Origin of the sequence: Klebsiella sp. NPDC088457 (assembly GCF_044900465.1) — a bacterium.
In the GTDB taxonomy this organism is placed as follows: Bacteria; Pseudomonadota; Gammaproteobacteria; order Enterobacterales; family Enterobacteriaceae; genus Klebsiella.
Window position 1 is genome coordinate 90,947 of record NZ_JBJDNH010000015.1, and the last position, 26,061, is coordinate 117,007.

Here is a 26,061-nt window from a genome sequence, read left to right on the forward strand (position 1 = left end):
CCGTGGCTATTCGTTGTTATAACCGCGTATCGCTACTGCTGGCCTGCTTACTGCTGCTGGTGGTGGCGTTACCCTTCGTCAACTATGCGCCTAATCGCCTGCTGTCCGGAGAAGGGCGCTGGCTTTGGCAGGTCTGGCCGTGGCTGACGGCGGCGCAGGCCGGCGGGGCGCTACTGCTGCTGATCCTCAGCTGGCGCCCCGGTCGCCTGCCGCTTCTGCTGACCTTTCTGTGCGCCGATGTGCTGCTGGCGCTGTTGTTCTGGGGGGCAGGGCAGGCGGCGGTACAGCTGGCGCAAAGCGGTTCTCCGCTGGCGCGTACCTCGCCGGGGAGCGGCCTGTGGCTGGCGCTGGCGCTGTGTCTGCTGATGGCCAGCGATGCTATCCGCCGCCTGACCCCGCGGGCGCTCTGGCGCTGGCTGCTCAATGCGCAGATCTGGCTGCTTCCGTGCGCGCTATTAGCGACCGGCGCGCTGGATCAGCTCTCGCTGTTGAAAGAGTACGCCAACCGTCAGGAGGTGTTCGATGACGCCCTGCGCCAGCATGTGATCCTGCTGTTCGGCACGCTGCTGCCGGGGCTGCTGATCGGCCTGCCGGTGGGCATCGGTCTCTGGCGCCGGCCGCGCTGGCAGGCGCCGGTGTTTACCTTTCTCAATATTATTCAAACCATTCCCTCGGTCGCGCTCTTTGGCCTGCTGATCGCGCCGCTGGCCGGCCTCGCCCGCCATTTTCCCGAGCTGGCGGCGATCGGCGTGTCCGGTACCGGGATGACGCCAGCGCTCATTGCGCTGGTGCTGTATGCCCTGCTGCCGCTGGTGCGCGGGGTGGTGACCGGGCTGCAGCAGGTGCCGCGTGAAGCGCTGGAGAGCGCGGCGGCAATGGGGATGAGCGGCGCTCAGCGGTTCTACAACGTGCAGCTGCCGCTGGCGCTACCGGTCCTGCTGCGCAGTCTGCGGGTGGTGAGCGTGCAAACCGTCGGCATGGCGGTGGTGGCGGCCTTGATCGGCGCCGGGGGATTTGGCGCGCTGGTATTCCAGGGGCTGTTAAGCAGCGCGCTGGATCTGGTGCTGCTTGGGGTGATCCCCACGATTGCGCTTGCGGTGGCGATCGATGCGCTGTTTGTGCTCTGGAGCGCATTCCTGAAAGGAGAGGCGGGTGATTGAATTTGACGGCGTCACTAAATCTTTTGCCGGCTTACCGGCGGTGAAAAATCTCAACCTGCACCTGCGTGAGGGGGCATTCTCGGTCCTTATCGGCACCTCCGGTTCGGGCAAATCGACCACGCTGAAGATGATCAACCGGCTGGTCGAGCATGACGGCGGCACGATCCGTTTCGCCGGGCAGGATATTCGCCAGCAGCCGGTGCTGGCTCTGCGACGGCGGATGGGGTATGCCATTCAGTCCATTGGCCTGTTTCCGCACTGGACGGTGGCGCAGAATATCGCCACCGTCCCGCAGCTGCAAAAGTGGCCCCGGCAGAAAATCGACGCGCGCGTTGATGAGCTGATGGCGCTGCTGGGGCTGGAACCGACGCTGCGGGCGCGCTATCCGCACCAGCTTTCCGGCGGCCAGCAGCAGCGCGTCGGGGTGGCGCGGGCGCTGGCGGCAAACCCGGAGGTGCTGCTGATGGACGAACCGTTCGGCGCCCTTGACCCGGTTACCCGCGAAGCATTGCAGCAGGAGATGATCCGCATCCATCGTCTGCTGGGGCGTACCATCGTGCTGGTAACCCATGATATTGATGAAGCGCTGCGGCTGGCCGACCATCTGGTGCTGATGGACGGCGGCGAGGTGGTGCAGCAGGGAGCGCCGCTGCAGATGCTGCTCGAACCCGCCAACGGCTTTGTCCAGACCTTCTTTGGCCGCAGCGAGCTGGGCGTCCGGCTGTTGTCGCTGCGCGGCGTCGGGGACTATCTGCGCCGCGACGAACGGCTGGCCGGGGATAGCTTAAACGTGGCGATGACCCTGCGCGAGGCGCTATCGCAGTTTGTCGCCCAGCGCCGTGAAGTGCTGCCGGTGGTGGATGAACAGGGGGAAGCGTGCGGGACGCTGCATTTTGCCGACCTGTTGGGCGAGGAGGTCCGGCGTGAGAGTACTGTGTGATCCGCTGCTGTGGCTGCTGGCGCTGTTTATCGCCATCCTGCTGGCGCTGCCGTACAGCGCGCCGCTCTTCAGCGCCCTGTTTCCCGAACTGCCGCGCCCGGTCTATCAGCAGGAAAGCTTTCTTTCGCTGACTCTCGCCCACTGCTGGCTGGTAGGGCTTTCCAGCCTGGCGGCGACGGTGGTTGGCGTGGGCGCCGGAGTCGCGGTGACGCGTCCCGCAGGCCGTGAGTTTCGTCCGCTGGTGGAGACCATTGCCGCGATGGGGCAAACCTTTCCGCCGGTGGCGGTGCTGGCGATTGCCGTACCGGTCATGGGATTTGGCTGGCAGCCCGCGCTGATCGCGCTGGCGCTCTACGGGGTGCTGCCGGTACTGCAGGGGACGCTGGCCGGGCTGAGCGCGGTACCGCCAGGCGTGCTGAGTATCGCCCAGGGAATGGGGATGACTGACGGGCAGAGGTTGGTCAAAGTGGAACTGCCGCTGGCCGCACCGGTGATGCTGGCCGGCATTCGGACTTCGACGATCGTCAATATCGGCACCGCGACTATTGCTTCAACGGTGGGAGCTAACACGCTCGGCACGCCGATTGTGATCGGCCTGAGCGGATTCAACACCGCCTATGTGCTGCAAGGGGCGCTGCTGGTGGCGCTGGCGGCGATTATCGTCGATCGCGGGTTTGAACGGCTGAACCAGTGGATCAGCCGACACCGCCGCGAACAATGAAGGAATAACCGGCCAGCATCACGCCGCTAATCCCACCGATGGCCATAAATAAGAAAAGGGTAATCACCGCGATTTTCGCTGGCTTCATAATAGGCTCCTGATGTTAACGCAGGGATTATACGGTGAAGCTCAGGTGTTAATGAAACATTAATTGCTATTTAGCCAGATCACCTGCCCCTGCTGCTGCCAGGCCTGCAGCTGCTCCTGCTGAGCCGGGCTAGGGTTTTCACCGCACCATACCAGTAGGGTGCTGTCGGGGAAAAGATCGGGGCGAATCTGCGCCAGCGAGTGGGGGAGGATATCCACCCGCCAGCCCTGTTCACAGGCAATCCAGCCTTCCAGCCAGAGCCGCGTGGTATCGTTGACGTTCCAGCCGACCACCAGCGCGTGGCTGCCCGGGCGTTTCCAGGCGCTGGAGAGGCTGTGCGCAATATGGCTGATGAGGATCCCGTCGAGGATGCTGCGCAGCGCGATAAGCGTCGGCTGAGGGCTGAGCAGGCGATGGCGCAGGGGAACAAACAGATGATTGACCAGGGTTTGCGCGGAGTAACTATGGTTGCGCTCTTTGATCCACAGGCGTAAACGATGGTAGCTGCCGTCGTGGAGATAGGCCAGCAGGATCTCCTGCTGTTCCCGCCAGCCACCTTCCTCCTGACGATCGTCGTCGTTGAGCAGCGTTTTGACTTTACTGACCTGAACCCCGGAATCAATCCAGCGTTTAATTTCGCGGATGCGGTCGATTTCCTGCTCGTTAAACAGACGGTGGCCGCCGTCGGTGCGCTGAGGTTTGAGTAGCCCATAGCGCCGTTGCCAGGCGCGTAACGTTACGGGGTTGATGTCACAGAGCTGAGCCACTTCACCGATCGTATAAAGCGCCATTTATCCCCTCCCGCAGATGCTCCCCTTATAACTGTAGAAGCTGTTTGCCGAAGGTAAAATATTTGCTCGTTTTTTGTGCTTTACGGCGCCGGGACGCAGGCAATAAATGTGATCGTGACCATCATTTGCGATTTTCTTGTAGTGCTTCAAAGAAAGTTTGGACCCGGCAGTGTATGTTACGCGCTTTCGAGTGAAGCGTGGTCTGCGGGTATGTACGAGTTCGATCTGGTGTTGCTGCTGCTTCAGCAGATGTGCGTGTTTTTGGTCATCGCGTGGCTGATGAGCAAGACGCGGCTGTTCATCCCCTTAATGCAGGTCACCGTCCGCCTGCCGCACAAGCTGCTGTGCTATGTCACTTTCTCCATTTTCTGCATTATGGGGACCTACTTTGGTCTGCATATCGAAGACTCGATCGCCAATACCCGCGCCATCGGCGCGGTGATGGGCGGCCTGCTCGGTGGCCCGGTGGTGGGCGGCCTGGTGGGGCTCACCGGCGGGCTGCATCGCTACTCCCTCGGCGGCATGACGGCATTAAGCTGCATGGTTTCCACAATTGTCGAAGGGCTGCTTGGCGGTCTGGTGCACAGCGTGCTGGTGAAGCGCGGACGGCCGGATAAAGTCTTCAGCCCGCTCACCGCCGGCGCGATTACCTTCTTTGCCGAGCTGGTGCAGATGATGATTATTCTGCTGATCGCCCGCCCGTTTGCCGACGCGCTGCACCTGGTGCAAAGCATCGCCGCGCCGATGATGGTGACCAATACCGTCGGCGCGGCGCTGTTTATGCGCATCCTGCTGGATAAGCGGGCGATGTTCGAGAAATACACCTCGGCCTTTTCCGCCACCGCGCTTAAGGTTGCGGCTTCGACGGAGGGGATCCTGCGCCAGGGGTTTAACGAAGAGAACAGCATGAAGGTGGCGCAGGTTCTGATTCAGGAACTGGACATTGGCGCGGTGGCGATAACCGACCGCAACAAGCTGTTAGCGTTTACCGGGATCGGCGACGATCATCATCTGCCCGGCAAACCGATCTCCTCGTCCTATACGCAAAAGGCGATTGATAGCGGGGAGGTGGTCTACGCCGACGGTAATGAAGTGCCTTACCGCTGCTCGATTCACCCCAACTGTAAGCTGGGGTCGACGCTGGTGATCCCGCTGCGCGGCGAGAACCAGCGGGTCATCGGCACCATTAAGTTATATGAAGCCAAAAATCGCCTGTTCAGTTCTATCAACCGCACGCTGGGGGAAGGGATTGCCCAGCTGCTGTCGGCGCAAATTCTCGCCGGGCAGTACGAGCGGCAAAAGGCGCTGCTGACCCAGTCGGAGATTAAACTGCTGCACGCCCAGGTGAACCCCCATTTCCTGTTTAATGCCTTAAATACCCTGAAAGCGGTGATTCGCCGCGACAGCGATCAGGCCGGGCAGCTGGTGCAGTACCTGTCGACGTTCTTCCGTAAGAACCTGAAACGGCCGTCGGAGATTGTCACCCTGGCGGATGAGATTGAACATGTGAACGCCTATCTGCAGATTGAGAAAGCGCGTTTCCAGGCCAATCTGCAGATTCAGATGCTGGTGCCCGACGCGCTGGCCCACCATCAGCTGCCGGCGTTTACCCTGCAACCGATTGTGGAAAATGCGATTAAGCACGGCACCTCGCAGCATCTCGGCGTGGGGGAAATTACCATTCGCGCCAGCCAGCACCAGCGCTGGCTGCAGTTAGATATCGAAGATAATGCCGGACTGTACCAGGACAATCCCAACGCCAGCGGGCTGGGAATGAGCCTGGTGGACAGGCGTTTACGGGCGCGCTTCGGCGCCGACTGCGGCATTACCGTCACCTGTGAGGCGGAGTGCTTTACCCGCGTCACGCTGCGACTGCCTCTGGAGGAGAATGCGTGTTAAAAGTGTTGATAGTTGATGATGAACCGCTGGCACGAGAAAATTTGCGGGTTTTGCTGGAGTCAGCCAGCGATATCGAAATCGTCGGTGAATGCGCCAACGCGGTGGAAGCCATCGGCGCGGTGCATAAGCTGCGCCCCGACGTGCTGTTTCTCGACATCCAGATGCCGCGCATCAGCGGGCTGGAAATGGTCGGGATGCTCGATCCTGAACATCGGCCTTACATCGTGTTTCTCACCGCTTTCGATGAGTATGCGGTGAAGGCCTTCGAAGAGCATGCCTTTGATTATTTGCTGAAACCGATTGAAGCAAAGCGGCTGGAGAAAACCCTGGCGCGCCTGCGCCAGGAGCGCAGCCTGCAGGATATCTCGCTGCTCGACGATACCCAGCAGGCGCTGAAATATATTCCCTGTACCGGCCATAGCCGCATCTGGCTGCTGCAGATGGAGGATGTGGCCTTTGTCAGCAGCCGGATGAGCGGGATTTACGTCACCGATCGCGAAGGGAAGGAAGGATTCACCGAACTAACCCTGCGCACCCTCGAAAGCCGGACGCCGCTGCTGCGCTGCCACCGCCAGTATCTGGTGAATATGGCGCACCTGAAAGAGATTCGTCTCGAAGAAAACGGCCAGGCGGAACTGCTGATGCGGGCCGGACAAACGGTGCCGGTCAGCCGTCGTTACTTAAAAAGTCTGAAAGAGGCGATTGGTCTGTAAAACGGCGGAATCGTGATAGACTTAGCGCCAGCATTTTTCATCATGAAGGCATTATGATCAGTAACGATATCCTACGTAGCCTGCGCTACACCCTGAAAACTAACAATAACGACCTGGTGCGTATTTTTGCGCTGGGCGAAGCCGTCGTCAGCGCAGAGCAGCTGGTACCGTGGCTGAAAAAGGAAGATGAAGAGGGCTTTCAGCGCTGCCCGGACATTATGTTGTCGCTTTTCCTCAATGGCCTGATTTATGACAAACGCGGTAAAGATGAGTCCGCGCCGCCGCTGGCGGTTGAGCGCCGGGTGAATAACAATATCGTGCTGAAAAAGCTGCGTATCGCTTTCTCTCTGAAGACCGATGATATTCTCGCCATCCTGACCCAGCAGAAGTTCCGCGTCTCGATGCCGGAAATCACCGCCATGATGCGCGCGCCGGAGCATAAGAATTTCCGCGAATGCGGCGACCAGTTCCTGCGCTATTTCCTCCGCGGGCTGACCGAGCGTATCCACGCCAGGCCCTGAATTTGCCGCCCGTTGAACTGTCCCGGCTGGCGCCTGGCTGAGCCGGGCTCCAACGACCGCGCCGGGCGGCGACAGCCGCAATTTTTTTGTCCCCGTGTAGCCCGGGTAAGGCGTTTACGCCGCGACCCGGGAATACTCCGCGCGCTATTTCACTTCCTGGAACCCCTGCTCTTTGAGCAATTTTTCTGACTCCGCCATCGAGATATCCTTGAGCGCGCAGTTGGTGAACATCGACCCCGGCAGCTTACACAGTTCGCTAATCTGAGCCTGGGTAAAATCAACGCTGAGATGCTCCAGAGCATAGCTGTCCTGATAATCGATGCGCTGTTCTACACCTTTTACATGGTGATAAACGTTGCTCATCGGCTCGATCAAGGCCTGCGCCTGTTCTTTACTGGCGGCGCCGATGCTCTTATAGGGGATGGTATTATTCGCATCCTGACGCAGCACTTTGTCACCCGCGTAATGGTAGGTAAAACTCAGATCGACGCCGTTGGCGGTGCGGGTGAAGGTTTTGCTCTCTTCTTTTTGGTTATCGCAGCCCGAGAGGCCGACAACCAGCAGGGAGACCGCCACAGCGGCCGCCAGCTTGCGGTAAAGTTTCATCACAGTCCTTATGTTGGTCATGAGTGGAGTACCGTTTATCAGACGGTATGCCGATTGATTATTATCACGATTGCCGTCGCGCGCAACGCGCAGAAAAGGTAGGGGAGTGAGAATCGGAATGAATAGATAAAGAAAAAGCGCTGCCGGAGCAGCGCTTGATGCGGAGATTATTTCACCTGCTGGCCAGGCTGGGCGCCGCTGTCCGGGCTTAACAGGAAGATATCCTTCCCACCGGGACCTGCCGCCATCACCATCCCTTGCGAAATGCCGAAACGCATTTTACGCGGCGCCAGGTTGGCCACCATCACCGTCAGACGGCCGATCAGCACCTGCGGGTCCGGGTAGGCGCTACGAATGCCGGAGAAGACGTTGCGCTTCTCGCCGCCCAGATCGAGGCTCAGACGCAACAGCTTGTCCGACCCGTCGACAAATTCGGCATTCTCAATCAGCGCGATACGCATATCCACTTTGGCGAAATCGTCAAAGGTGATGGTGTCCTGAATCGGGTCATCCGCCAGCGGGCCGGTTACCGGCGCGGCGGTGGCTTTCACCTCTTCTTTCGACGCGTCGACCAGCGCTTCAACCTGTTTCATTTCGATACGGTTGTACAGCGCCTTGAAGGCGTTGACCTTATGCGACAGCAGCGGCTGCTGGATAGCGTCCCAGCTCAGCTCGCAGTTGAGGAACGCTTCGGCGCGCGCGCTCAGGCCCGGCAGCACCGGCTTCAGCCAGGTCATCAGCACGCGGAACATATTCAGGCCCATGGTGCAGATCGCCTGCAGGTCGGCATCGCGGCCTTCCTGTTTCGCCACTACCCACGGCGCCTGCTCGTCGACGTAGCGGTTAGCCACATCGGCCAACGCCATAATCTCGCGGATGGCTTTGCCGAACTCGCGGCTTTCCCAGGCTTCGCCGATGGTGGTTGCGGCATCGGTAAAGGTTTTGTACAGCGCCGGGTCGGCCAGTTCTGCCGCCAGCATGCCGTCGAAACGCTTGTTGATAAAGCCCGCATTACGCGACGCCAGATTCACCACCTTGTTGACGATGTCGGCGTTGACGCGCTGAATGAAATCTTCCAGGTTCAGGTCGATATCATCGATGCGCGAAGAGAGCTTCGCGGCGTAGTAGTAACGCAGGCTGTCGGCATCGAAATGGTTCAGCCAGGTGCTGGCCTTGATAAAGGTGCCGCGTGATTTGGACATCTTGGCGCCGTTAACGGTCACGTAGCCGTGAACAAACAGGTTGGTCGGCTTGCGGAAACCGCTGCCTTCCAGCATCGCCGGCCAGAACAGACTGTGGAAATAGACGATATCTTTGCCGATAAAGTGGTACAGCTCGGCGGCGGAATCTTTCTTCCAGTAGGCGTCGAAGCTTTCGCTATCGCCGCGCTTGTCGCACAGGTTCTTGAAGGAGCCCATGTAGCCGATCGGCGCGTCCAGCCAGACGTAGAAGTATTTCCCCGGCGCGTTGGGAATTTCAAAGCCAAAGTAAGGCGCGTCGCGGGAGATGTCCCACTGCTGCAGACCGGACTCGAACCACTCCTGCATTTTGTTCGCCACCTGCTCCTGCAGCGCGCCGCTGCGGGTCCACGCCTGCAGCATTTCGCTAAACGACGGCAGGTCGAAGAAGAAGTGCTCGGATTCACGCATCACCGGGGTCGCGCCGGAGACCACGGATTTCGGGTCGATCAGCTCGGTCGGGCTGTAGGTGGCGCCGCACACTTCACAGTTATCGCCATACTGGTCCGGCGATTTACACTTCGGACAGGTGCCTTTCACGAAACGGTCCGGCAGGAACATGCCTTTTTCCGGATCGTAAAGCTGAGAGATGGTGCGGTTTTTGATAAAACCGTTCTCTTTCAGGCGCGTGTAGATAAGCTCCGACAGCTCGCGGTTCTCTTCGCTATGGGTGGAGTGGTAGTTATCGTAGCTGATGTCGAAGCCAGCAAAATCGGTCTGGTGCTCTTGACTCATTTCGCCAATCATCTGCTCCGGAGAGACGCCGAGCTGCTGAGCTTTCAGCATAATAGGCGTGCCGTGGGCGTCGTCTGCGCAGATGAAGTTGACCTCGTTGCCGCGCATTCGCTGGTAACGGACCCAGATATCAGCCTGGATGTGCTCCAGCATGTGGCCGAGGTGGATTGAGCCGTTGGCGTACGGCAGGGCGCACGTTACCAGAATTTTCTTCGCGACTTGAGTCATAGTGGGCATTACATCTTCTGTTGTAAAAAGGGCTTTTGATATTACCAAAAGGGTAATGGGTGCGCCATAAATGGCTGACCATATATGGATAATCCTCAGCTGTGATAAACTCAATCATTACTGAAAGCATCTCATAACAACAAAGGAGTCGGGATGAATTCGCAATCCCAGGCCAAATCCCCCGAACGTCTACGTGCGATGGTCGCCGGAACGTTGGCTAATTTCCAGCACCCAACTTTGAAGCATAACCTCACCGCGCTGAAAGCTCTGCACCACGTCGCGTGGCTGGACGATACCGTGCATATCGAGATCCAGATGCCGTTCGCCTGGCACAGCGCCTTTGAGGACTTAAAAGAGCAGTGCAGCGCCGATCTGCTGCGTATCACCGGCGCCCAGGCGATCGACTGGAAGCTGACGCACAGCATCGCCACGCTGAAGCGGGTGAAAAACCAGCCGGGCGTCAACGGCGTCAAAAATATTATTGCCGTCAGCTCCGGCAAAGGCGGCGTCGGTAAATCATCGACGGCGGTTAACCTCGCGCTGGCGCTGGCCGCGGAAGGGGCGAAGGTGGGGATCCTCGATGCCGATATTTACGGCCCGTCGGTGCCGACCATGCTGGGGGCGGAAGATCAACGTCCGACCTCGCCGGATGGCACCCACATGGCGCCGATCGTCAAATTTGGTCTCGCCACGAACTCGATCGGCTATCTGGTGACCGACGATAACGCGATGGTGTGGCGTGGCCCGATGGCCAGCAAGGCGCTGTTGCAGATGCTGCAGGAGACGCTGTGGCCGGATCTGGATTATCTGGTGCTGGATATGCCGCCGGGCACCGGCGACATTCAGCTGACGCTGGCGCAGAATATCCCGGTCACCGGAGCGATAGTGGTCACCACGCCGCAGGACATCGCGCTGATCGATGCGAAAAAAGGCATCGTGATGTTTGAGAAAGTGGAAGTACCGGTCCTCGGCATCGTGGAAAACATGAGTATGCATATCTGCAGCAACTGTGGCCACCATGAGCCGATTTTCGGCACCGGCGGCGCGGAGAAACTGGCGGCGCAATATCATACTCAGCTGCTGGCTCAGCTGCCGCTGCACATCAATCTGCGTGAAGATCTGGATAACGGTAAGCCGACCGTCGTCGCCCGTCCGGAGAGCGAGTTCACCGAAATTTACCGTCGGCTGGCGGGGCGCGTGGCGGCCCAGCTCTACTGGCAGGGGGAAGTCATTCCCGGTGAGATTGCCTTCCGCGCGGTATAACGCCCGCAGATGACATCACGCCCTGTGCTTTGCTGTGCCGGACCGGACAGTAAAAGGACAGGGCGTTTTCGTTGGCGCTTGCTGGCGAGGTGCCGTCAGCCATTAGTGCTGATAGAAAATCTCGCCATCGTAAATTTTGACAATTTTACCTTCGGTATCGGTGATCAGCACGTAGCTGCCGCCCATATAGGTGTAGTGGGTGCCGGCATCCGGCGCGGGCAGGTTACGCTGCTGCCACTGTTTAATGGTGTATTCCGGGGTGAGATACAGCGGCGGCACGGTATCGCCTACGCGAAACTGGGTGAAGTCGGCGGTGAAGCCATCAAGTTCGTATTTTTGCACAGCGCCGGTGGACGCCGCCCATACGCTACTGGTGCCGGCCAACAGTACGCCCAGAAGCATCATTTTTGTTTTACGCATAATTTCCTCGTTATTATCCTGGATTATCCTGGACACAAAATCGCAGCCTCGTATCATTCCTGAAGCAAGGCGGGAATGGCAAGCGTTGGTTTGGCGAAAAATGTAAGAAAACTCTGGCGCGGGTGGCGTGATTCGGTGGCTAGCGCCTGTTTTGGGAACAATCCTGGTATCGGGATTCGGGAGTCAATATGTTCAGACTGGAAGACCTGACATTATTTGTCCGCGCGGCGGCATTAGGCAGCTTCAGCGACGCGGCGCGGGAGGCCGGGCAGCCGCCGGCGCAGGTGAGCGCGGCGATTAAGCGCCTGGAGACCACCTTGAATATTCGCCTCTTTGCCCGTTCGACCCGCAGCTTGCGCCTGACCCCCGAAGGGGAGACCTGGCTACCCTATGCCACGCAGATGCTCGATACGCTGCATGCCGGGTTACAAAAAATTCAGCAGCCGGACGATGAGATCCACGGCACCTTGCAAATTGCGGTACCTTCCGATCTGGGGCGCAATCTACTGCTGACCGTTTTTCGCGCTTTCCGCCAGCGTCACCCGGCGCTCAGACTACGGATCCTCTTTTCTGACCATCGCACCGATGTGTTTAAAGATCCGGTAGACGTGGCCTTTCGCTATGGCGACAACGACGATGCCTCGTTTATTTCGCTTCCCGTCGCCCCGGAAAACCGGCGGGTGCTGGTGGCTTCCCCGGCGTGGATTGCCGCACACGGCGAGCCGCAAACTCTGGAGGCGCTGACGCAACATGACGCGCTGCTGTACGTGCTACGCGGCAGGCAGTTCGATCGCTGGCAGCTCAGCCTCAATGGTGAAGTTCAGCACATTCAGGTTTCCGGCGCGATAGTCAGCGATGACGCCGAAGTGATCCGCCGGCTGGCGATTGCCGGAGAAGGCTTTGCCTACAAGTCCGGGCTGGACGTCAGCGATGATATTCGCGCCGGACGCTTGCAGGTGCTGTTGCCGCGCTACCTGGGTGACAGGGTGCCGCTGAATATGATTTGCCCGCACCGCAAGCAGCTGTCTCCTGCGGTGCGTTTGCTGTATGAAGAGGTGAAAGCGCATTGCGAGGCGTTGCAGGGCAATGCGCTCAATGAGCCATCGGGCGGTCAGTGCTTCACCAGGGTGGCGAAATAGTAGACCAGCGGAACGGCGAGGATCCACAAACCCAGCGGGATTTCCCGCCACTTGCCGGCAATGGCTTTAATCACGATATAAAACAGCAGCCCGCCGGCGATACCGGTACCGAAGCTGTTGGCAATCAGGGTGATCATCACCATCATCAACACCGGCAGCCCGTCGGTAAAATTGCCCAGATCGACTTTGCGCAGGCCGCTGAACATATTCAGGCCGATCAGGATCAGCGCCGGGGCGGTGGCCTCTTTCGGGATCATCAGCGCAACCGGGGTAAACAGCAGCATCAGCAGGAACATGACCGCCGCCGCCAGCGCCGTTAGCCCGGTTTTGCCGCCCGCTTCGGCCGCGGCGGATGACTCAATCAGCGCGGTAGCCGCCGGAATACCCAGCCACGGACCGATGGCCGCGGCAATCGAGTCGACCATAAACGGCCGGTTGATCAACGGCATGTTGCCTTGTTCGTCCAGCAGGCCCGCTTCACCGCCTACTGCCAGCGTCGTCCCCATGGTGGAGAAGAACTCGGAGGCGAAAAAGACGAACAGGAACGGCAGGAAGGCGATATTCAGCGCCCCCAGCATGTCTATCTGCGCGAAAACCGGCGCCAGCGAGTGCGGCATATCGATCGGGCTGCCCGGCAGTTTGGTCACGCCAGCCGGGATCCCCACCAGAGTGGCAAACAGAATCGCCCACAAAATCGCGCCCGGAATGCGTCGCGCCTGCAGCGCAATGGCGAGAAACAGGCCGCACAGCGCCACCAGCGCGCCGGGGGCAAGGAAGTCACCGAGCATCAGGGCGTTGGTTTTGGAGTTAGCCAGTACCAGACCGGCGTTGCGAAAGCCGAGGACCGCCACAAACAATCCGATGGAGGCGGTGAGTCCCAGCTTGATCGACTGGGGCACCGAGCGGGTGACCACCTCGCGCAGGCCAAATCGGGTTAACAGGAAGAACAGAATGCCGGACCAGCAGGCGATGCCGAGGCCGATTTGCCAGCCGATCCCCTCGCTCCCGGCAAGAGTCACGCCAACCAGCACCGAACCGCCGATGCCTGGGCCGACGATAAACGGCAGGTTGGCGTAAAACGCCATCAGCAGCGTTCCGGCGACGAACACCAGAATCGTCCCCGTGGTGGCCGCCCCTTTATCCATACCGCCCACCGCCAGCAGGCCGGGAATCACCACCAGCAGATAGGCGGCGGCGAGAAAGCCGGTAACGCCCGCGAGGCACTCGGTGCGGAGCGTGCTGCCGCGCGCGCGCAGGGCAAAGCGCCGCTCCAGCCAGCTCCCTCGCGCGGCGGTTTGAAGGGTATTGTCGGCCATGATCAGGCTCCCCGATGTTGATTATTGTGATGGGTCGGTTCCGGCGTTTCCCGGCAGTCTATCAGCGGTTCAACGATCTGACGGGTGGTGCCGTCGGTCAAACCTAAATCGGTCAAATGCGGTCCGGCGTTACAGGCGAGGCAGGTTCCCTCGATGGCCTTAAATACCCGATACGGCGGCTCCCAGTCGGCAATTTCCGCACTGAGATCGCGCAGCTGGCGGAACTGCCGGGCCAGCTCAACCGCCGGCAGGTCGGAAAGCATCCCGGCAATCGGCATCGCCACGTGGGCCAGAATGGCCCCCTGACGGGACAGGGCCATCCCGCCGCCGGAGGCAATCAGCCGGTTGGCGGCGAGCGCCATCTCATCGGGGTTGCGCCCGAGCACCACGAGGTTATGCGAATCGTGCGAGTAGCTGGTGGCAATGGCCCCGCGCAGCTCCCCCCAGCCTTCGAGCAGGGCGATTTGCGGAGTGGCCTGATGGCGACCGTGACGGTGCTTAACCCAAATCAGGCTGAAGCCGTCGGGCAGCAGGACTTTACCGTCGCGCACCTGTACCTCGACTTCTCCCCACTGTGTAAAACGCGCGCCGCGAATATGCCGCAGGCGGGCGACGCCGTGGCGAATCCCTTCGACCCGCAGGACAAAATCGTCCGCGCCCAGCGGCGTCAGGCGGAGCGTATTGCGCGGTGGGGTGACCCCCGCGGCGGCGATGATGGGCTGCAGAAGCGCGCCGTCGCGGGCAATCAGCTGCCCGGCGACGTAGACCCGACGGGCCTGTAGTTTCTCCAGCGAATCAAAGACCACCAGGTCGGCGCGGCGGCCGGCGGCAATCAGCCCTGCGTCGTTACGCTGCAGGCGAATCGCGGCGTTCAGAGTCGCGAAGCGCAGGGCGTCGGCGGCCGGCAGGCCGTGTTCAATCAGCTGGTTGAGCAGGGCGATAATTCCGCCTTTTTCCAGCAGCATATCCGGCGGCACATCGTCGGTGCAGACGGTGATTTGCGATGAGAGGTGCGGCAGCGTTTTCAGCGCCTTGACGATATCCGGCAGCAGATACGGATGTGAGCCGCGAATCTCGAGGGTCAGCCCGGCGCGCAGCTTTTCCAGCGCATCGTCCGCGGAGGTGAGTTCATGATCGGAGGTAACCCCTGCGGCGAGGTAGGCCTGCAGGTCGGCGCCGTTCAGGCCGCGGGCGTGGCCTTCAATCAGTTTGCCGCTCTCGAGGCCGGCCTGAACAATCTCCTGCATGCGCTCGCTGCCGTGCAGCACGCCGTACATATCCATCACTTCCGCGACGCCGCGGACTTCCGGCCATGCCAGCATGGTCGCCATCTCGGCGCCGGCAAAATCCGCCCCGGACATTTCCAGACCCGGCGTCGACGGCACGCTGGAGGGGGCGGCTACCATCACCTGCAGCGGCAGGTTCCGGCTGGCGGCCACCGCATAGCGCACGCCCTCAACCCCGAGGACGTTGGCCAGCTCATGCGGATCCCAGAACACCGCCGTGGTGCCCTGCGCGAGGACGATTTCCGCGTAGCGCTCGGGAGGCAGGTGCGAGCTTTCGAGATGCACATGGGTATCCATTAGCCCCGGCGACAGGTAGGCGCCATCCAGCGCATGCTGTTGCCGGGCATCGCTGCGGCTGCCGCGCGGATGCACGCTGGCGATCATCTCGCCGACGATGCCGACATCGGCGGCGCGGAGTTCGCCGGTGACCATGTCGACGATCTGCGCCCCGGTCAGTAAGAGGTCAAAAGGGACTTCGCCCCGGGCCGCCTGGACGGCGCGGCGGCGGTTTTCAGCACTGCTGGACATAACAACTCCGGCACAAGGATAATGGCGATACTCTAGGTGGACAGCAAACGTTTGCCCAGATGAATAAATTTATCACCCGATAAGCTCGGGTTATTCTGGCTGATTACCCTTAGCGAAGAACACCATGACCGAACCGTGGCAGCGCCTGCCCGCGCTTTCTCTGAAACAGCTACAGTATTTTGTCACCCTGGCGCAGCTGCGTCATTTCACCGATACCGCCAACCGGCTGGCCATCAGCCAGCCGGCGCTGAGCAGCGCGCTGCGGCAAATTGAAACGGTGCTGGGCGGCAAGCTGGTCAACCGCACGGCCTCTTCGGTGACGCTGACCGATCTGGGGGCGGCGATTTTGCCGCACGCTCGTCGCGTGCTGAGCGTGTCCCAGCTGGCGTTTGATGACATGCAGCAGATTGTCGCCGCCGGCGGCGATGGCACGGTACGGATTGGCCTGGTGCCGTCGGTCAGCTCGCTGCTGTTTCCCCTGCTGCCGCAGACCCTGGCGCAGACTTTTCCCCGCCTGCGGGTCGAGTTTCACGACCAGACCAACGATGCGCTGGTGCGCGAGCTACAAAGCGGACAGATTGATTTTGCTATCGGCGCCCTCGACAGTTCGCTTCCTGACGCGCTGCAGGTCTATCCGCTGCGGGAAGATCCGTTTGTCGCAGTGCTGCATTGCGAGGATCCGCTGGCCGACCAGCCGCACCTGCCGTGGAAGCTGCTGGCCGGGCGCGATATTGCTGTGTTCTCGAAGGGCAATATTCAGCGTCTGGTGGGCGCGCTGGCGGAGAGCCACCGCCTGACGCTGAATACGCGTTATCAGGTTGATTATATTGAAACCCTGTATGGCCTGGTGCGCTCGCGGCTGGCGATCGCCATTCTGCCCGAGCTGTATACCACCCACCTGCAGGATCCTGGCCTGACCATCGCCCAGCTGCAGCAGCCCGCGTTGGCGCGTACCGTGGCGTTAATGCGCGGGCCGCAGGCGCTGCCGCCGCTGATTGAGAACTGTTTTGCGCTGCTGCTCAGTTCGCTACGCGAAGCCGATCCGCGGCTCAGGGGAGATGCTTGATCAGCACATCGACCGTCAGGTGATTAATATACTCCAGCGAATGGGAAGCCATGACCCCCAGCAGCCGGTTGCGGTGCCCGGCGATAAGCAAATCAATTCCCCGCTGGCGTACGCAGGCGTCGACATCCTCAAAACGGCGGGCGGTAACCAGCGCCAGGGTTTGCACCGGCAGGGGGACGCTGGCCGCCAGCGCGTTGAGCAGCGCTTTTGCCTGAATCACCTCCTGGGAGACATTATCATCCAGCAGGCTATCGGAGACATAGTTCAACGCCCGGTAGTCGGTGCTGATATGGGCGAGGGTGATGCGCATGGCGTTCTCTTCCGCCATGTTAGCCGCATGCCGCAACAGCGGTATGCCGTCAAGGCTGTTGTTAATCAGCACCAGGGCATGGTGATAAACGGGCATAGCCGTACCTCGAGATAGGTGTGACCGCGAACGCCGGTCCCTGCGATTAAGTTTGTGCCCGTTCGGGCATGAAAGCAAACGGATAAATGGATAACCGGCCAGGCGCCAGGAGACGTCGCGCGGGAGATGACACAAGATGGCTTGCGCTGGCATGCGGCTTCCCGTAACCTGCCAGCAGAGAATGTTTATATCTTCTTGATGACTCGGGGTGCCCTTCCTGGTGAAGGCTGAGAAAAACCCGTAATACCTGATCTGGATAATGCCAGCGTAGGGAAGTCAGAGACCAGCGGGTCGTTGCTTCTTCATCGCCTGGCTGGAGCAAACGATGCAAGCTGAGCCACTCAATCCCGCGCATATTGCGCACCTGCAACATCTCTTTCGCCGCCACGCCCCCCTTGTTCACTGCATGACCAATGATGTGGTGCAGACCTTTACCGCCAACGTGCTGCTGGCGATCGGCGCCTCGCCGGCGATGGTTATCGATCCGCAAGAGGCGAGCCAGTTTGCCGCCATCGCCGATGCGCTATTGATTAATGTCGGTACCTTAACTGTCGAACGGGCGACCGCCATGCGGGCGGCGGTACACAGCGCCCAGCGGGCGGGTAAGCCGTGGGCGCTGGATCCGGTGGCGGTCGGCGCATTAACGCTGCGCACTGAGTTTTGCCATGAGCTGCTGAGACTGCACCCGGCCGCCATTCGCGGCAACGCCTCCGAGATCATGGCGCTGGCCGGTATGAGCGCCGGCGGACGCGGCGTCGATACCACCGATACCGCAGCGGCGGCACTTCCTGCCGCCCAGGCGCTGGCGCGTCAGCTCAATAGCGTTGTCGCGGTGACCGGCGAGGTGGATTACGTCACCGACGGGCAGCGTACGCGGATGGTGACCGGCGGCGACCCCCTGATGACCCGGGTGGTGGGTACCGGCTGCGCGCTCTCGGCGGTCGTGGCGGCCAGCGCCGCGCTGCCGGGGGACCGTCTGGAAAACGTCGCGGCCGCCTGTGGCCTGATGAAACAGGCGGGCGGTCAGGCAGCGCGGCAGGGCGGCCCGGGGAGCTTTACCCCGGCACTGCTGGATGCCCTGTACGGGGAGATAAAACCATGAAACGCATCAATGCCTTAACTATTGCCGGCACCGATCCCAGCGGCGGCGCGGGGATCCAGGCCGATCTGAAAACCTTCTCGGCGCTCGGCGCCTATGGCTGCTCGGTGATCACCGCCCTGGTGGCGCAGAACACCCGCGGCGTACAGTCGGTGTATCGCATCGAACCCGATTTTGTCGCCGCTCAGCTGGATTCGGTGTTCAGCGATGTACGCATCGATACCACCAAAATCGGCATGCTGGCGGAAACGGATATTGTTGAAGCCGTGGCGGAGCGCCTGGCACGCTATCAGATTGACAACGTGGTGCTGGATACGGTGATGCTGGCGAAAAGCGGCGACCCGCTGCTGTCAGCGTCGGCGGTGGCGACGTTACGCACGCGCCTGCTGCCGCGGGTATCGCTGATCACGCCGAATCTGCCGGAAGCGGCGGCGCTGCTCGATGCCCCGCATGCGCAGAGTGAAAAAGAGATGCTGGAGCAGGGGCGCGCGCTGCTGGCGATGGGCTGCGGCGCGGTGCTGATGAAAGGCGGGCATCTTACTAACGCTGAAAGCCCGGACTGGCTGTTTACCCGCGAAGGCGAGCAGCGTTTCACCGCGCCGAGGGTCAACACCAAAAATACCCATGGCACCGGCTGCACGCTGTCGGCGGCATTAGCGGCGCTGCGCCCGCGCTATGCCGACTGGGGGCAGACGGTCGCCGAGGCCAAGAGCTGGCTCTCCGCGGCGCTGGCGCAGGCGGATTCACTGGAGGTCGGCCACGGTATCGGCCCGGTGCATCATTTCCACGCGTGGTGGTAGTCTGGACGCGTGAGACTTCAGGTTGCCGCCTGAGCGCAACCTGAATGATTTAGCGTATAATGGCTGAAACTGTCAGCCAGGAAAACCACAGATGGAACAAGCGCATACCCGGCTTCTCGCCCAACTGAATGAGCGCATCGCCGCTGCCGATCACACGCCGCTGTACCTGAAATTCGCCGAAACGGTGAAAAACGCGGTGCGCAGCGGTTGGCTTGAGCATGGCAATATCCTGCCCGGCGAGCGCGATCTCAGCCAGCTGACGGGGGTGTCGCGCATCACCGTGCGTAAGGCGATGCAGATGCTGGAAGACGAAGGGGTGGTGACCCGTGCGCGCGGCTATGGCACGCAAATCAACAACATCTTTGAATATTCGCTGAAAGAGGCGCGCGGATTTTCCCAGCAGGTGGTGTTGCGCGGTAAAAAACCGGACACGCTATGGGTGAACAAGCGGGTGGTGGAATGTCCGCAGGAAGTGGCCGAACAGCTGGCGCTGGAGCCGAAAAGCGAAGTGTTTTTGCTCAAGCGCATCCGCTATGTCGATGAAGAGGCGGTGTCCATCGAAGAGTCGTGGGTGCCGGCGCATCTGATCGCCGACGCCGAAGATATCGGTATTTCTTTGTATGATTATTTCCGCAGCCAGCATATTTACCCGCAGCGCACGCGCTCAAGAGTCAGCGCCCGGATGCCGGACGCTGAGTTTCAGTCGCACATTAAAATGGATGACAAAATTCCGGTGCTGGTGATTAAACAGGTGGCGCTGGATCAGCAGCAGCGGCCGATTGAGTACAGCATCAGCTACTGCCGCAGCGATTTATACGTCTTTGTGTGCGAGGAGTAGTGCTTCACGGGTGGGGGCGCAGTCGCCGCCGCGGTGGCTGACCACCCACGATGCCACCGCGTTCCCCAGCGTCACCGCTTGTGCCAGCGGCCAGCCGGCGGCTAATCCGGCCAGTACGCCGCCGGCGTGGCTGTCGCCAGCGCCAATGGTATCGACCACCGTCGTGGGAAAGGCCGCCGCCTGTCCGCATTCCGCCGCGCTGAAATACCACGCCCCGTCTTTATCCTGACGCACAATCAGCGGCGCGTTCCAGCGTTCGAGCCAGGCTTTCCCCAGCTGTTCCGTCTCCGCCGGGAATTGCTGCTGTCCGGCGACAATTTCCGCTTCCTGACGGTTGAGCGTGACGATCGGCTGACAGGCCATTATGCGGGTGAAGATCGTCGGTGCGACGTCGGCAATACGCGGTCCGAAGTCGATCAACGCCGTCACCTCAGGGGAGGTTTCCAGCCAGCTAATCAGTTTCCCGGCGCACGGGGCGGTGAGCTGATAGCCGGAAAGATAGACCAGACTGCCCGCCGTGCGCGGCAGACGAGCCAGCCAGTCGTCATCCCACGCGTTTTCCACGCCGGTAAAGGACATAAAGGTGCGTTCGCCATCCGGTTCGACCAGCGCCAGGCACCAGCCGTTATCGCCTTTGTCAGTGGCAATAATGCTGTGAATGCCCTGACGATTCAGGTTGTTGCGCACAATATCCGCCCATATCCCCTGGCCGAGGGGCAGGGCGTTGCAGGCGTCGATGCCGAGGCGTTTCAGCGCCACCGCCACGTTCAGCGCGCAGCCGCCAATATTGACGCTTTGCTGCTGTAATTCGATATCGCAGCCGCGCCAGGGCAGAGCGTAGGCGTCGGCGATGACGTCAATGACCGCTGAACCGATGACCGTTACCGGACGCTGCTGACGGAGCTGGCTTAGTGTGTCGATCAGCATCGTGCCTCCCGCTGGTGGCGATAGCGCAGCAGGGCGCTGGCATAGCGGTCAAAGTCCAGCTGGTTCACCTCGTCCAGCTCCTGTTTCAACGGCGGATCGATGGCGTCAATGCCGTGCAGCGCGCCGCAGATAGCGGTGGCCATCGCGCCGATGGTGTCGGTATCGCCGCCCAGGTTGGCGCACAGAATGGCGCAGCGGTTTGGGTCGGTGCCCGCCAGTTCGACCATCGCGATCGCGCAGGCGACGGATTCAAGCGTGCTGGTGCCGGCGCCGACCAGTTGATAAAGCCGCTCGCAGGCGGACTCCACCCCGTTGGCCTCGCGTACCGTTTTCAGCGCCAGCTCGATACGCATCGCCAGAGAGGCGCTGAAGGTGGTGACGCGTTTTTCCTGGGCCCGGCGGGCGACGGCGGGCAGCGCATCGACAATGTTGCGCCAGCTCGCGCCATCAATCGCCCGGGAAACCGCCCAGCCGATAGCCACCGCCCCGGCGATCGCCAGATCGGATTTGTGCGTCGGGCTGGAGGCCAGCGCAACCGCGTCAATAAAGGCGTCCAGATCCGCACCAGGCAGCATGCAGCCCAGCGGGGAGACGCGCATCGCCGCGCCGTTGGTGACGCCGTTGTTTTCCAGCGCGCTCACCGGTTGGCCATCGCGAATGGCGTTCAACGCAATTTTTGAGGTCGGGCCAAGTACGTTTTTGTTGAATGCGTCAAAGCCTTCCGCCCACGCCAGAATATGGCGGCCGATCGCGTCCGGGACGATTTCGCCCTCGCATTCGATCAGCGCGTCGGCCAGACACAGCGCCATCGAGGTGTCGTCGGTAAACTCCGCCCGTTTGAAGTAGCAGGCGGCGTTGTTTTCCGCCGGGCCGGGTAAAAAGCGGTCAATCCAGCCAAAGTGCGCTTTCACGCGAGTACGTGGCCACAGCTCTGATGGCATCCCCATCGCATCGCCTAACGCCTGGCCGTACAGAGCCCCAAGAATTCTTTGGTGTTTCATTTCACTTCCTCATGTGTCATCGCCATGTCGCCTTTGTCGCCGTCGACGGGGATGGCGGTAATTTCTCTATCCGATTCGCGGAAGAACAGCATAAACAGCACGGCAATCACCGCGATCATCACGGCGCCGAAGGTCCACATTCCCGCCCAGTTGAAGGTCAGGCCGTTCACGGGTTGCGGGTAGGCGAACATTTTTTCCATCATCACGCCGCCAAGACGATAGCCGAGCAGGCTGCCGAATCCCTGACAGCACAGGGTGATCAGGCCCTGGGCGGCGTTGCGCATTTGCACCGGCGCTTTTTTGTCAACGTAGATATAGGCGGTCACGTAGTAAAAATCGTAGCTTACCCCGTGCAGCAGGATACCGAGGAAAAGCAGGCCGTAGGTAAAGTAATGCTCTGCGCCGCCATAGACGAAAAAGCCGTAGCGAATCGCTGCCGTTACCAGACCAAGTAATAATACCTTTTTAATACCAAAGCGCTTGGTAAAGAACGGCAGCGCCAGCATAAAGAAGATTTCGGAGAACTGGCCGAGGGTCATCCAGCCGGTGGCGTTGCGCATCCCGACTTCGGTCAGATAGCCGTTGGCGAAGATGTAGTAGAACGCCAGCGGCATCGCAAACAGGAACGAGCAGAAGAAAAAGACGAGGAAGTTTTTGTCGCGCAGCAGTACCAGCGCGTCCAGACCGAGCATCACTTTCAGGTTCAGTTTGCCGGTGCTCTTTGGCGGGGTATCCGGCAGGAACAGCGCGAAAACGCCCAGCAGCGCGGAGCTGGCGGCGGCGATCAGCAAGGGAACGCTGGTCGGGGAAATATCGTTGTAGCCCAGCATTTGTGGCAGGAAACCGCATACCAGACCGGAGCCAATCCAGCCAATGGTGCCCATCACCCGGATGCGCGGGAAGTCGCGCTCGACGTCCGGCACATGGGAAAAGGCGATGCTGTTAGTCAGGGCGATGGTCGGCATGTAGGTCAGCGAGTAGGCCAGCAGCAGCGGGAAGAAGCCGTGGAAGGCGGTCTGTTGCGCGGCGAAATACATCAAAATGGCCCCGGCGAACATCAGCACCGCCAGCACTTTCTGCGCCGGGAAGAAGCGGTCGGTCAGCGAGCCGACGAGGATCGGCGAAAGGATCGCCGCAATGGCGGTACAGGCATACGACCAGCCAATTTCCCCGGCGCTGAAGCCGTTTTTACTCAGCCATAGCCACAGGGGCACAAACCACGCGCCCCAGATAAACCACTCCACGAACATCATGAACGACAGCTTCACTGTAGTTTTCATCTTTAAATCCTTCATGACAGGTAAGGTACATCTGCACACTACCATTTAATAATACCTTTTAAATACCTTTGAGGGTGTTTCATGAGCGACTTAACACTTTTTTATACCTGAATCGTGCCAGCGGAATGTGCTTAAAAGCGCACGAATCGGCTGGAAAAATCAGGCTCAGAAGACCAGGCTTAGTGTTGCCTTAAAAATCGGGCACAGGACATTCATGGCCAGCTCAGCTGGCACTTACGGGAGTTATTGCTATGACTGATATTACGCAGTTGCTTGGCAAAGATGCCGACAGCCTTTTACAGCACCGTTGTATGACCATTCCAGCTGAACAACTCTATTTACCGGGAGCGGACTACGTCGACCGGGTAATGGTGGATAACAATCGTCCGCCGGCGGTGCTGCGTAATATGCAGACCCTGTACAACACGGGGCGCCTGGCAGGTACCGGATATCTCTCGATCCTGCCGGTTGACCAGGGCGTGGAACACTCGGCCGGCGCATCGTTTGCCGCCAACCCGCTCTACTTTGATCCGAAAAATATCGTCGAGCTGGCTATTGAAGCCGGGTGTAACTGCGTGGCGTCGACCTATGGCGTTCTGGCCTCGGTATCGCGTCGCTATGCGCACCGCATTCCGTTCCTCGTGAAGTTGAATCATAACGAGACCCTGAGCTACCCGAACACCTTCGATCAGACGCTGTACGCCAGCGTTGAGCAGGCCTTTAATATGGGCGCGGTGGCGGTGGGGGCGACCATTTATTTTGGTTCAGAAGAGTCCCGCCGTCAGATTGAAGAGATCTCCGCGGCGTTTGAACGTGCGCATGAACTGGGGCTGGTCACCGTTCTGTGGGCCTATCTGCGTAACCCGGCGTTTAAGAAAGATGGCGTTGATTACCATGTCTCTGCCGATCTAACCGGTCAGGCCAACCACCTGGCGGCGACCATCGGTGCCGATATCGTGAAGCAGAAAATGGCGGAAAATAACGGCGGTTATAAAGCGGTGAACTTTGGCTACACCGACGATCGCGTTTATAGCAAACTGACCTCTGATAACCCGATCGATCTGGTCCGTTACCAGCTGGCGAACTGCTATATGGGGCGTGCCGGGTTGATTAACTCCGGCGGCGCGGCGGGTGGGGAAACTGACCTGACGGACGCGGTCCGCACGGCGGTGATCAACAAACGTGCCGGCGGGATGGGGCTGATTCTCGGGCGTAAAGCCTTTAAGAAATCGATGAGCGACGGCGTGAAACTGATTAACGCCGTGCAGGATGTCTATCTCGACGGCAAAGTCACCATTGCCTGAGTCGAAAGAACGTGGCGACAACTCTTCTGTGACGAGGTAGTGCCGCCCGTTTAAGGATGCATCGCTCGCCGCTGTGGCGACATAAGAATCCGTAATCACGCCGTGATTACGGATTTTTTATGCTGTTCAGCCTGGTTCTCAACCTATCTGGCAGGCGAGCCTGTACCTGACGTCGCCGTTAAGCAGGGGATTTCGCGTTAACGGTGGTTTGGGCGAAAAGGGGAGCCGTGCAGCGAGTGCCGTAGAATGTATGTCCTGTGGAATATTCCGTTCACGGGGAATCCGTCACTTTTCTCACACCCTCTGCGTGTGAACGGCATGGGGGCGTTTCGCCCGCCCCCATGACCCCCGCATTGCGCTGAAAACTGCCGCTACGCGGTGCGCTCCACTCCGGCTCCATCTGGCGGACCGGGCAGGACTCAACGTCCCTGTCTCGACCTGCCGCTCTGGCCGCCGTCCTGGATGCGCGCCTGCGTTCCCGCCAGTTTTCCTGACGCGCCTTAACCCCCGCGCTGCCAGCCCGTGGCCGCTCTGTAGCTATATCGTTGCTGAACGTTTTTTTCAGCAACGATCATGCAAGCACAGCAGAGGGGCTGGCCGCCTTCTTCAGTGGCCAGCATGACTCTGTGACGAGAGGGGTTTTTATGTTCCGGAGACGCGGGCAGTCAACTGCTCGGCGGTTGTCTGGCGCGCCAGGCCCGGCTGTTCGACGCGAATGAACGGGCAGATAAAGAAGGCCAGCACGTACAGAGCGGTATAGGCCACCACCACGCCGAGGGTGCTGAAGTACGGCAGCAGCACCACCGCAATCGCCGGAGCGAGGAAGTTCGACAGCCCCGCCGACAGGTTGTACACCGAAATCGCCGCCCCTTTATGCTGCGGCTCCAGCGCCGGGAACACCGCCGCCATCGGCACAAACGCCGCGACGAAGATCCCCAGCGCAATCGCCGGCACCAGCGCCATGGCAAAGTTATGCCCGAAGTGCTGCGGGATGTAGTAAAACGCCAGACTCGACAGCGCCATCCCGACACAGCCAAACCAGCGCACCACTTTCATCCAGCCCATTTTCTCCGCCACGATCCCCCAGAAAACGTTAGAGAAAATGGTGGTGAAGAAGAACGCCGCCCACACCTGGAGCCACTCCGAGGTGGTGAAGCCCAGTTCATCGACGAACATCAGCGGCATGATCACCGCAAAACCGAACAGCGACAGGGTGTTGATAATGCGCACCATGCTGGAGAGCAGAATATTGCGGTTGGTGTAGAGCAGCGTCGCCGCGCGCCCCAGTTCGGCAAACTTCTCGCGGGTGGTGAGGTTCTGCATATGGCGCGGCGTTTGAATATTGCGCAGCGACGCCAGAGCGATGATGCCGCCGGTGACGCAGAACGCCAGGGCCAGCCACAGGGTGCCCAGTTCGCCAATATGCGGGATGGTGAAGCTGGGGATATAGCTGCCGAACACGCCAATACCGATCGAGTACACCGCCCAGAACCAGCCCAGCGCCGAGCTGGCGCCGTCGCTTCGGACGTTATGCACAATGGCGATGATGAAGGAGTAAAGGAACAGCGGATAGGCCAGGCCGCGAATGCCGTAGAACAGCAGGATCAGCGGATAGTTGGCGTGGCCGAGACCGAAGACGAGGAACAGTACATGGAACACGCACCACAGCACGAAGCCGATGAGCATCGTTTTCTGCGGGGTGATAATTTCGGCCACCACGCCGGAGACCCATGCCGCCAGCGCGGCGG

General features: G+C 60.3%; 25 protein-coding genes and 1 riboswitch. Of the genes, 13 read left to right on the top strand and 12 right to left on the bottom strand.

The genetic code is table 11. The features are described 5' to 3' along the window. The first annotated feature begins 2 nt into the window (after nucleotides 1–2). Genes ACI2JR_RS11905 through ACI2JR_RS11915 form a run of 3 tightly spaced genes read left to right on the top strand, consistent with a single transcriptional unit; the run spans nucleotide 3 to nucleotide 2,821 of the window. On the top strand, nucleotides 3–1,160 hold the full coding sequence (locus tag ACI2JR_RS11905; RefSeq protein ID WP_462478631.1) for an ABC transporter permease: 1,158 nt from the start codon (nucleotides 3–5) through the stop codon (nucleotides 1,158–1,160). Continuing rightward, nucleotides 1,153–2,100, top strand: coding sequence for an ABC transporter ATP-binding protein (locus ACI2JR_RS11910; RefSeq protein WP_462478632.1), 948 nt, complete (start codon nucleotides 1,153–1,155; stop codon nucleotides 2,098–2,100). Before ACI2JR_RS11905 ends, ACI2JR_RS11910 begins: the two co-directional genes overlap by 8 nt. Next, nucleotides 2,084–2,821: an ABC transporter permease gene (locus ACI2JR_RS11915; protein ID WP_462478633.1), complete on the top strand. Its 738-nt coding sequence runs from the start codon at nucleotides 2,084–2,086 to the stop codon at nucleotides 2,819–2,821. Before ACI2JR_RS11910 ends, ACI2JR_RS11915 begins: the two co-directional genes overlap by 17 nt. Here ACI2JR_RS11915 and ACI2JR_RS11920 read toward each other — a convergent pair. Both ACI2JR_RS11920 and ACI2JR_RS11925 read right to left on the bottom strand, forming a co-directional pair. Beyond that, nucleotides 2,796–2,909 (bottom strand): protein YohO, encoded by a 114-nt coding sequence (locus tag ACI2JR_RS11920; RefSeq protein ID WP_071844955.1) that lies wholly within the window; start codon nucleotides 2,907–2,909, stop codon nucleotides 2,796–2,798. The genes ACI2JR_RS11915 and ACI2JR_RS11920 overlap by 26 nt on opposite strands. A gap of 59 nt (nucleotides 2,910–2,968) precedes the next feature. After that, on the bottom strand, nucleotides 2,969–3,700 hold the full coding sequence (locus tag ACI2JR_RS11925; RefSeq protein WP_462478634.1) for a MerR family transcriptional regulator: 732 nt from the start codon (nucleotides 3,698–3,700) through the stop codon (nucleotides 2,969–2,971). A 210-nt stretch (nucleotides 3,701–3,910) separates the two neighbouring features. Here ACI2JR_RS11925 and ACI2JR_RS11930 point away from each other — a divergent pair, with 210 nt between their 5' ends. Genes ACI2JR_RS11930 through ACI2JR_RS11940 form a run of 3 tightly spaced genes read left to right on the top strand, consistent with a single transcriptional unit; the run spans nucleotide 3,911 to nucleotide 6,833 of the window. Then, nucleotides 3,911–5,599 carry a sensor histidine kinase gene (locus ACI2JR_RS11930; protein WP_132725400.1) on the top strand — a complete coding sequence of 563 codons (1,689 nt, stop codon included), beginning with the start codon at nucleotides 3,911–3,913 and terminating at the stop codon, nucleotides 5,597–5,599. Continuing rightward, complete coding sequence (btsR, locus tag ACI2JR_RS11935) at nucleotides 5,593–6,312, top strand: two-component system response regulator BtsR (protein ID WP_132725398.1); 720 nt, start codon at nucleotides 5,593–5,595, stop codon at nucleotides 6,310–6,312. The genes ACI2JR_RS11930 and btsR overlap by 7 nt, the downstream gene beginning before the upstream one ends. Nucleotides 6,313–6,365: 53 nt before the next feature. Then, a complete protein-coding gene (locus ACI2JR_RS11940; protein ID WP_462478635.1) occupies nucleotides 6,366–6,833 on the top strand; it encodes a DUF1456 family protein in 468 nt (155 codons plus the stop codon). Between the two features lie 144 nt (nucleotides 6,834–6,977). On the opposite strand, the gene ACI2JR_RS11945 is transcribed toward ACI2JR_RS11940, so the two are convergent. Both ACI2JR_RS11945 and metG read right to left on the bottom strand, forming a co-directional pair. Then, nucleotides 6,978–7,439, bottom strand: coding sequence for a YehR family lipoprotein (locus tag ACI2JR_RS11945; RefSeq protein WP_462478636.1), 462 nt, complete (start codon nucleotides 7,437–7,439; stop codon nucleotides 6,978–6,980). A gap of 167 nt (nucleotides 7,440–7,606) precedes the next feature. Continuing rightward, the gene (gene metG / locus ACI2JR_RS11950) at nucleotides 7,607–9,640 is read right to left on the bottom strand and encodes a methionine--tRNA ligase (protein WP_462478644.1); all 2,034 of its coding nucleotides are present in this window, start codon (nucleotides 9,638–9,640) and stop codon (nucleotides 7,607–7,609) included. A 153-nt stretch (nucleotides 9,641–9,793) separates the two neighbouring features. Here metG and apbC point away from each other — a divergent pair, with 153 nt between their 5' ends. Next, the gene (gene apbC, locus ACI2JR_RS11955; RefSeq protein WP_132725393.1) at nucleotides 9,794–10,903 is read left to right on the top strand and encodes an iron-sulfur cluster carrier protein ApbC; all 1,110 of its coding nucleotides are present in this window, start codon (nucleotides 9,794–9,796) and stop codon (nucleotides 10,901–10,903) included. A 102-nt stretch (nucleotides 10,904–11,005) separates the two neighbouring features. Here the strand turns inward: apbC and ACI2JR_RS11960 are convergent, their stop codons facing one another. After that, nucleotides 11,006–11,323: an RcnB family protein gene (locus tag ACI2JR_RS11960; protein WP_132725391.1), complete on the bottom strand. Its 318-nt coding sequence runs from the start codon at nucleotides 11,321–11,323 to the stop codon at nucleotides 11,006–11,008. Between the two features lie 188 nt (nucleotides 11,324–11,511). Here ACI2JR_RS11960 and ACI2JR_RS11965 point away from each other — a divergent pair, with 188 nt between their 5' ends. Beyond that, nucleotides 11,512–12,462 (top strand): LysR family transcriptional regulator, encoded by a 951-nt coding sequence (locus tag ACI2JR_RS11965; RefSeq protein ID WP_132725389.1) that lies wholly within the window; start codon nucleotides 11,512–11,514, stop codon nucleotides 12,460–12,462. Here ACI2JR_RS11965 and ACI2JR_RS11970 read toward each other — a convergent pair. Next, nucleotides 12,435–13,778 (bottom strand): NCS2 family permease, encoded by a 1,344-nt coding sequence (locus ACI2JR_RS11970; protein ID WP_462478637.1) that lies wholly within the window; start codon nucleotides 13,776–13,778, stop codon nucleotides 12,435–12,437. The two genes, ACI2JR_RS11965 and ACI2JR_RS11970, sit on opposite strands and share 28 nt — an antisense overlap. A 2-nt stretch (nucleotides 13,779–13,780) precedes the next feature. After that, on the bottom strand, nucleotides 13,781–15,592 hold the full coding sequence (locus ACI2JR_RS11975) for an adenine deaminase (RefSeq protein WP_462478638.1): 1,812 nt from the start codon (nucleotides 15,590–15,592) through the stop codon (nucleotides 13,781–13,783). Between the two features lie 124 nt (nucleotides 15,593–15,716). Between ACI2JR_RS11975 and ACI2JR_RS11980 the strand changes: the two genes are divergently transcribed. Then, a complete protein-coding gene (locus tag ACI2JR_RS11980; protein ID WP_462478639.1) occupies nucleotides 15,717–16,658 on the top strand; it encodes a LysR family transcriptional regulator in 942 nt (313 codons plus the stop codon). Here the strand turns inward: ACI2JR_RS11980 and ACI2JR_RS11985 are convergent. Continuing rightward, the gene (locus ACI2JR_RS11985) at nucleotides 16,642–17,064 is read right to left on the bottom strand and encodes a universal stress protein (RefSeq protein WP_132725382.1); all 423 of its coding nucleotides are present in this window, start codon (nucleotides 17,062–17,064) and stop codon (nucleotides 16,642–16,644) included. The two genes, ACI2JR_RS11980 and ACI2JR_RS11985, sit on opposite strands and share 17 nt — an antisense overlap. A gap of 194 nt (nucleotides 17,065–17,258) precedes the next feature. After that, nucleotides 17,259–17,355: riboswitch (TPP riboswitch) on the top strand. Between the two features lie 34 nt (nucleotides 17,356–17,389). Between ACI2JR_RS11985 and thiM the strand changes: the two genes are divergently transcribed. From thiM to ACI2JR_RS12000, 3 genes are all read left to right on the top strand, one after another. Beyond that, complete coding sequence (gene thiM, locus ACI2JR_RS11990) at nucleotides 17,390–18,166, top strand: hydroxyethylthiazole kinase (protein WP_462478640.1); 777 nt, start codon at nucleotides 17,390–17,392, stop codon at nucleotides 18,164–18,166. Next, nucleotides 18,163–18,963 (top strand): bifunctional hydroxymethylpyrimidine kinase/phosphomethylpyrimidine kinase, encoded by an 801-nt coding sequence (thiD, locus tag ACI2JR_RS11995; protein WP_132725378.1) that lies wholly within the window; start codon nucleotides 18,163–18,165, stop codon nucleotides 18,961–18,963. The genes thiM and thiD overlap by 4 nt, the downstream gene beginning before the upstream one ends. Before the next feature lie 91 nt (nucleotides 18,964–19,054). After that, complete coding sequence (locus ACI2JR_RS12000; protein WP_132725376.1) at nucleotides 19,055–19,801, top strand: GntR family transcriptional regulator; 747 nt, start codon at nucleotides 19,055–19,057, stop codon at nucleotides 19,799–19,801. Here the strand turns inward: ACI2JR_RS12000 and ACI2JR_RS12005 are convergent. From ACI2JR_RS12005 to ACI2JR_RS12015, 3 genes are read right to left on the bottom strand one after another with little or no spacing between them, the layout of a single operon-like run. Beyond that, nucleotides 19,775–20,728 carry a PfkB family carbohydrate kinase gene (locus tag ACI2JR_RS12005; protein WP_132725374.1) on the bottom strand — a complete coding sequence of 318 codons (954 nt, stop codon included), beginning with the start codon at nucleotides 20,726–20,728 and terminating at the stop codon, nucleotides 19,775–19,777. The genes ACI2JR_RS12000 and ACI2JR_RS12005 overlap by 27 nt on opposite strands. Next, nucleotides 20,722–21,729: an ADP-ribosylglycohydrolase family protein gene (locus ACI2JR_RS12010; protein WP_132725373.1), complete on the bottom strand. Its 1,008-nt coding sequence runs from the start codon at nucleotides 21,727–21,729 to the stop codon at nucleotides 20,722–20,724. The genes ACI2JR_RS12005 and ACI2JR_RS12010 overlap by 7 nt, the downstream gene beginning before the upstream one ends. After that, a complete protein-coding gene (locus ACI2JR_RS12015) occupies nucleotides 21,726–23,009 on the bottom strand; it encodes a nucleoside permease (RefSeq protein WP_132725371.1) in 1,284 nt (427 codons plus the stop codon). Before ACI2JR_RS12015 ends, ACI2JR_RS12010 begins: the two co-directional genes overlap by 4 nt. Before the next feature lie 251 nt (nucleotides 23,010–23,260). Here ACI2JR_RS12015 and fbaB point away from each other — a divergent pair, with 251 nt between their 5' ends. Then, complete coding sequence (gene fbaB / locus ACI2JR_RS12020; protein ID WP_132725368.1) at nucleotides 23,261–24,313, top strand: class I fructose-bisphosphate aldolase; 1,053 nt, start codon at nucleotides 23,261–23,263, stop codon at nucleotides 24,311–24,313. A gap of 642 nt (nucleotides 24,314–24,955) precedes the next feature. Here the strand turns inward: fbaB and ACI2JR_RS12025 are convergent. Then, a partial coding sequence (locus ACI2JR_RS12025) for an RbtT/DalT/CsbX family MFS transporter (protein ID WP_462478641.1) occupies nucleotides 24,956–26,061 on the bottom strand: 1,106 nt, incomplete at its 5' end.

What these genes read in the sequence shown, in the direction of transcription:
- thiM (WP_462478640.1), top strand. Translation starts at nt 17,390, where the DNA reads ATGCAAGCTGAGCCACTCAATCCCGCGCATATTGCGCACCTGCAACAT.
- ACI2JR_RS11980 (WP_462478639.1), top strand. Translation starts at nt 15,717, where the DNA reads ATGACCGAACCGTGGCAGCGCCTGCCCGCGCTTTCTCTGAAACAGCTA.
- ACI2JR_RS11930 (WP_132725400.1), top strand. Translation starts at nt 3,911, where the DNA reads ATGTACGAGTTCGATCTGGTGTTGCTGCTGCTTCAGCAGATGTGCGTG.
- fbaB (WP_132725368.1), top strand. Translation starts at nt 23,261, where the DNA reads ATGACTGATATTACGCAGTTGCTTGGCAAAGATGCCGACAGCCTTTTA.
- apbC (WP_132725393.1), top strand. Translation starts at nt 9,794, where the DNA reads ATGAATTCGCAATCCCAGGCCAAATCCCCCGAACGTCTACGTGCGATG.
- ACI2JR_RS11970 (WP_462478637.1), bottom strand. Translation starts at nt 13,778, where the DNA reads ATGGCCGACAATACCCTTCAAACCGCCGCGCGAGGGAGCTGGCTGGAG.
- ACI2JR_RS11960 (WP_132725391.1), bottom strand. Translation starts at nt 11,323, where the DNA reads ATGCGTAAAACAAAAATGATGCTTCTGGGCGTACTGTTGGCCGGCACC.
- ACI2JR_RS11975 (WP_462478638.1), bottom strand. Translation starts at nt 15,592, where the DNA reads ATGTCCAGCAGTGCTGAAAACCGCCGCCGCGCCGTCCAGGCGGCCCGG.
- ACI2JR_RS11965 (WP_132725389.1), top strand. Translation starts at nt 11,512, where the DNA reads ATGTTCAGACTGGAAGACCTGACATTATTTGTCCGCGCGGCGGCATTA.
- ACI2JR_RS12015 (WP_132725371.1), bottom strand. Translation starts at nt 23,009, where the DNA reads ATGAAAACTACAGTGAAGCTGTCGTTCATGATGTTCGTGGAGTGGTTT.
- ACI2JR_RS11920 (WP_071844955.1), bottom strand. Translation starts at nt 2,909, where the DNA reads ATGAAGCCAGCGAAAATCGCGGTGATTACCCTTTTCTTATTTATGGCC.
- ACI2JR_RS11940 (WP_462478635.1), top strand. Translation starts at nt 6,366, where the DNA reads ATGATCAGTAACGATATCCTACGTAGCCTGCGCTACACCCTGAAAACT.
- ACI2JR_RS12005 (WP_132725374.1), bottom strand. Translation starts at nt 20,728, where the DNA reads ATGCTGATCGACACACTAAGCCAGCTCCGTCAGCAGCGTCCGGTAACG.
- ACI2JR_RS11985 (WP_132725382.1), bottom strand. Translation starts at nt 17,064, where the DNA reads ATGCCCGTTTATCACCATGCCCTGGTGCTGATTAACAACAGCCTTGAC.
- ACI2JR_RS11925 (WP_462478634.1), bottom strand. Translation starts at nt 3,700, where the DNA reads ATGGCGCTTTATACGATCGGTGAAGTGGCTCAGCTCTGTGACATCAAC.
- thiD (WP_132725378.1), top strand. Translation starts at nt 18,163, where the DNA reads ATGAAACGCATCAATGCCTTAACTATTGCCGGCACCGATCCCAGCGGC.
- ACI2JR_RS11945 (WP_462478636.1), bottom strand. Translation starts at nt 7,439, where the DNA reads ATGAAACTTTACCGCAAGCTGGCGGCCGCTGTGGCGGTCTCCCTGCTG.
- metG (WP_462478644.1), bottom strand. Translation starts at nt 9,640, where the DNA reads ATGACTCAAGTCGCGAAGAAAATTCTGGTAACGTGCGCCCTGCCGTAC.
- ACI2JR_RS12000 (WP_132725376.1), top strand. Translation starts at nt 19,055, where the DNA reads ATGGAACAAGCGCATACCCGGCTTCTCGCCCAACTGAATGAGCGCATC.
- ACI2JR_RS12010 (WP_132725373.1), bottom strand. Translation starts at nt 21,729, where the DNA reads ATGAAACACCAAAGAATTCTTGGGGCTCTGTACGGCCAGGCGTTAGGC.